This is a genomic window from Mesorhizobium sp. M8A.F.Ca.ET.021.01.1.1, assembly GCF_003998025.1.
Lineage (GTDB): Bacteria > Pseudomonadota > Alphaproteobacteria > Rhizobiales > Rhizobiaceae > Mesorhizobium.
The window spans coordinates 1-4,457 of record NZ_RZSJ01000514.1; the positions used below are offsets into that span (position 1 = coordinate 1).

General features: G+C 62.8%; 3 protein-coding genes and 2 tRNA genes. 1 reads left to right on the forward strand and 4 read right to left on the reverse strand.

Annotation, left to right across the window (positions count from 1 at the left end; translation table 11 throughout):
- Nucleotides 1-194: 194 nt before the first annotated feature.
- Together EOA36_RS28640 and EOA36_RS28645 are read right to left on the reverse strand one after the other, a co-directional pair.
- A tRNA-Leu gene (locus EOA36_RS28640) sits at nucleotides 195-263 on the reverse strand.
- 2 nt (nucleotides 264-265) lie between these two features.
- Nucleotides 266-339 (reverse strand) — tRNA-OTHER (locus EOA36_RS28645).
- A 261-nt stretch (nucleotides 340-600) separates the two neighbouring features.
- On the opposite strand from EOA36_RS28645, the gene EOA36_RS28650 reads away from it, so the two are divergent.
- Nucleotides 601-837 (forward strand): hypothetical protein, encoded by a 237-nt coding sequence (locus EOA36_RS28650; RefSeq protein ID WP_245464499.1) that lies wholly within the window; start codon nucleotides 601-603, stop codon nucleotides 835-837.
- 485 nt (nucleotides 838-1,322) lie between these two features.
- Here the strand turns inward: EOA36_RS28650 and EOA36_RS28655 are convergent, their stop codons facing one another.
- Both EOA36_RS28655 and EOA36_RS28660 read right to left on the reverse strand, forming a co-directional pair.
- Nucleotides 1,323-1,871 carry a histidine phosphatase family protein gene (locus tag EOA36_RS28655; protein ID WP_127280386.1) on the reverse strand — a complete coding sequence of 183 codons (549 nt, stop codon included), beginning with the start codon at nucleotides 1,869-1,871 and terminating at the stop codon, nucleotides 1,323-1,325.
- 100 nt (nucleotides 1,872-1,971) lie between these two features.
- On the reverse strand, nucleotides 1,972-4,457 hold a 2,486-nt coding region (locus EOA36_RS28660), incomplete at its 5' end, for a caspase family protein (protein ID WP_127280387.1).

The window sequence follows — 4,457 nt, forward strand, 5'->3', positions numbered from 1 at the left end:
CGCCGGAGGCCTTGGCCTCCTTCGCCGGCGACGCTGCGCCTTGCCCATCACCGCCAGCCTGGCCGCGAGCCGATGGCATCGGACCTTTCGATCCGGCCTTGGCCCGAAGGCTTCGGCCGTCCGTCAAGTCTTCAGCATTCCAGTCCCCGGACCGTTTTTCAGATAACACCGTGGCAGGGTGCTGGCTTATCAGGCCAATGGAGAAGGATTCGAACCTTCGACAATCAGAACCTAAATCTGATGCTCTACCAAACTGAGCTATCCGTGGTGCAGACAGCAGGATTCGAACCTGCGACCTCCGGACCCAAATCCGGTGCTCTACCTCTGAGCTACATCCGCGATCCCAATCCCCAAAGCGGCGCCGTATACAGGGCGGCAAAGCCGCCTGCACGGGCGGAGACGAAAGCTCCAACCGCTGTGCTCACTTCGGTTCTCGTGACCGGGAGCGCGCCTATAGCCCCTGCGACGGGTTGTCGCAAGCGACATTGTGGCGGCGGATTTGCGGCTTATTCCGGCAGTGACATTTCAGCAACTTCAGCCTGTCGGCAGTTGCCTGTACCAATGTACCGTGGTACAATATAGATTATGGATATAGAACGCGTGCAGACCGGGGTTCGTCTGGAAAAACGATTGGTGAAGGTGCTCAAGGCATTGGCCGAGCATCGCGACATGAGCCTTGGCGATCTCATTGAAGGCATCGTCCTGCACGCTTTCGAAGGGCAGACGCCGTTTTCGCCCGAGACGCTCGACACAATCAGCCAGCTGAAGCGCATCTACGGGCTGGAACTTGGCGCGGCGGACAGCCACGGTCTGGCTGAAGCGCCATCCTCTGATTGAATGGAAAGGGAAAGCGAATGACGAGCCATCTTGAACGCAGTCATAGCATCGTGCTCTTCGGTCCGGTCGACCGCGTCTTCCCGCTGTTCTCGCCGATCGGCGAGAGCTTGTGGGTAGCGGGCTGGGATCCGGAGTTTCTGCACCCGCAAAGCGCTAGAAACGCGGCAAGGCATGGTCTTCCGGACTACTCACGGCGACGAGACAACGCTTTGGGCCTGTACGCATTGGGATCCACGGATCCATCAGGTTCGCTATGTGAGGGTTACGCCGGATTCGCGGTTCGGATTTGTTGACGTGGCCTGCCGCCAGGTAACCAGCGGAGACACCGAGGCATTGATTTCCTATACTTTGACGGCGTTAAGCGAGGCCGGCAGGTCGTATCTGTCCGAACTGACGGAGGATGCGTTCACAGGCATGATCGAGACGTGGAAAGTTCGCATCGATGCATCGCTGCTCTCCGATGTATCAGCCGGGTCGGGCCACGTTTAGAAAGCGACGCGGCCGAGCACGCGAAGGCCGTCGCCCTGCGGTTCGACCACCACGGCTTCGCCTTCGCGCGGCGAGATGCCGGTCAGCGCCACGATGTCTTCCAGATGGGTGACCATGATCAGATTGTCGGACCCGGAATAAGCGCGGATTTCCTTCATGATGGCGGCGATCTGCGCTGCTTTCTGTGCATCGTCGCCCTTCAGGAGGTCGAGCGGTGCGAACAGTTCCGGCTCGGCCTCGAAGGCGGTGCGCGCCGTGTCGAGGCAGCGACAGTAGCGGCTGGACAGAATGCGCTCGATGGGAGCCGCGCGGGCGGCAAACAGGGCGCCGATCTTGCTTGCCTGCTGCTTGCCGCGCGCCGACAGATTGACCTGGGTGGCGCAATTGCCGATGTCGAAATTGGCCGGGTCGGTGGTGCCGGTGACCATGGCGTGGCGCAGCAGCACCACATGGCCGCCATCGCGCAGCAGCGCCCAGCCGGCGTCGGTCGCGTGCGCGGCGGCGGGGACGACAAGCAGGAACAACGCCAAGGCTAACCGGATCATCGCCACCCTTCCATGAGTCCGTATCGGGCTCCAACCATTCGCATATAGGGATTGGAAAGCGGGCACAAAGACAAGCCGGGCGCCGGTCGCGTCTCAAGCCTCACTTTTTGGCGAGCTGCTGCTTCACCAGATCGATCTTCTGGTCGGTCAGCGGGATCGGGATTGTGTAGCCGGCTTCGGTAAAGCCCTGTTTGGCGTTCTCGAAGAACGCGATCGCCTTGAGATATTCCGGCTTGCCGCCGCCATAGCTGGCGCGGTTCCAATGGATGTCGCCAAGATTGTTCTGTTCGAAGGCCCACTGCATGGGCTGACTTTCCCTGGTGAACACTTTCAGCGTCGCCGTGAAAGCCGCCTCGGCCTCGTCGAGATATTTGCCGGTCCGTTCGATGTTGCCGAGGTTGAGCAGGCTCATGCCGATGCCGTTCTGCGCGTTCGCCCAGTCGACCGGCGCGGTCTCGATGGTCAGCACTTCGAGCGCCGCACGGCGCGCGGCGATCGAATCCCGCAAGGTCTTGGGGTCGGCATTGCTCATGCTCAACCAGTGCAGCGTCGAGCCGAGGCCGGCCTGGGTCAGCGCCCATTGCCGCGGATTGGTTTCACGCTGGTATTCGCGCAAGGCGTTGCGGTAGGCGTCGACCGCCTCGCCATAGTGTTCGGGTTTGTCCGTCACGCCGCCGAGAAGCTGCAGCGTGTTGCCGAGATTGTAGTAGCTCATCGCCCAGTCAAGCGGGAATTTCCGCCTGACATAGACCTGGCGGGCCGCCTGGAATGCCGCAACCGACTGCTCCAGCCTGGATGCGTCGCGGGTGCGCTGGCCAAGCGTCTGGTAGATCGAGCCGAGATTGTTCTGCGCAGACGCCCAGTCCATCGAGAAGCGCTGCCTGGTGAACACCGTCAGCGCATCGTCATAGGCTGCCGCCGCCTCTTCAAGCGTGCCGGTGCCCATGTCGAAACGGGCGACACCACTCAGCGCATTGCCGAGGTTGAGCCGGCTGGTGGCCCAGGAGACCGGGAATGTGTCGCGGGTTCGCACTTCGAGCGCGGCGCGAAAGGCGTCGGCGGCCTGGTTGATCCTGGCCTTGTCGTTGAGCTGGATGCCGAGCGTCACAAGCGTGTTGCCGAGATTGTTCTGGACCATCGCCCATTCGACCGGCGTTTTCTGGCGCGTATATTCCTCGAGCGCCAGCCGGTAGGCCGCTTCCGCCTGGGCCAGATGTTCGCCGCCGGGTTCACGTTCGGAGAGCGCATAGAGCGCGAGGCCAAGATTGTTCTGCGAGGACGCCCAGTCGAGGGGCACCTTGTCGCGCGGGCGCTTCTCCAACGTGGCGCGCATCGCCGCCACCGCCTCGTTCAAGCGCTTCGGGTCGCTTTCGCGTTCGCCGATCTTCAACAACACATTGCCGAGATTGTTCTGGGCGGCGGCCCAGTTGAGGTCGTCCTTCACATGTTCGAACACGGCAAGCGAATCGCGAAAGATCTGCGCGGCCTCTTCGAGATGCGCGGTCTCGGTCTCGCGCTCGCCGATGTTCTGCAGCACCACCGCCATGTTGTTGCGGGTGATGGCCCAGTCGCGATTCTGTTCGCCATTGGGAATGAAGTTCAAGATGGCGCGATAAGCTTCGATCGCGTGCCGCAGCGCATCCAGGTCGCCGGTGGCGTAGCCATAGGAATTAAGTGCTTCCGCCTCCTGGTTCTTGTAGTTCCAGCGCAGCTTGTCATCCCATTTCTCGGCCAGCGAGAACGCCTTGGCATAGTCATTGGCGGCCGACTTGTAGTCGAAGACCAGCGCCGAGGCGTCGGCCCGCTTGGCGTAGATCGCGGCATCCGCGATGCGCTTCTGCTTGATCAATTCCTCAGCCTTGTCGACCGTGTCATTGGTCGCTTCGACCCGCCCCACGGCATCATCGAGGAATTTTCGCGCCGTGGCGATCGCGCCCTGGCCGATGGCCTTGTCGGCGGAAGCGACCAGGCGTTTGATCTCCGGATCGTCGGTGCGCAACGCTGCGCGCTCGGACATCATCTTCCTCAGACGCTCAGCCTGGGCATCGAGCACTTTCCGCAGGTCAGCCGGATCTTCCGGGATCTTCTCCGTGCCGAGCGCCCTCAGCACGCCGTAAAGCGCGTCGAGCGGGACGCCTTCCTGTAGCGACGCCAGCTCCACCTGTGCCCGCTTGGGATCGGGCAGCTCGGAAATGGTCAGCAGCAACTGCCGCCGCTCGCCGGTGATCAGCCCGTCGTCGCCGGTCGGTTCGGGCGGTGCGACACCGAAATAGAGCAGCCGGCGCAGGCTTTCGTTGACCCAGGGGCGCTGCTTCGCCTTGGTGTCGAGATAGACCTCTTCCGTCACCATGCGCATGACCGAGCCGAACTCGGTGCCTTTCATCGCCGCGAGATGGCGCAGCAGGGCCGCCGCATAGGGGCTGTTTTCGCCAGCGGCGCCATCGAGCGCCGGACGGCCGGGTTCCGCGGCGAAGCCGATCACCGTGCCGAGGCTCGCGTCGGCCGCCGGCGCGTTGCCGAGGGCCTTTGCGCCGCGCACCGGCTCCAGTCCCCCGGCGCCGATAGGCTCGGCGGAGGCGGTGGGTG

Bases quoted from the DNA above. Each gene is read 5' to 3' on its own strand.
- EOA36_RS28655 (WP_127280386.1), bottom strand. From the start codon at position 1,871: ATGATCCGGTTAGCCTTGGCGTTGTTCCTGCTTGTCGTCCCCGCCGCC.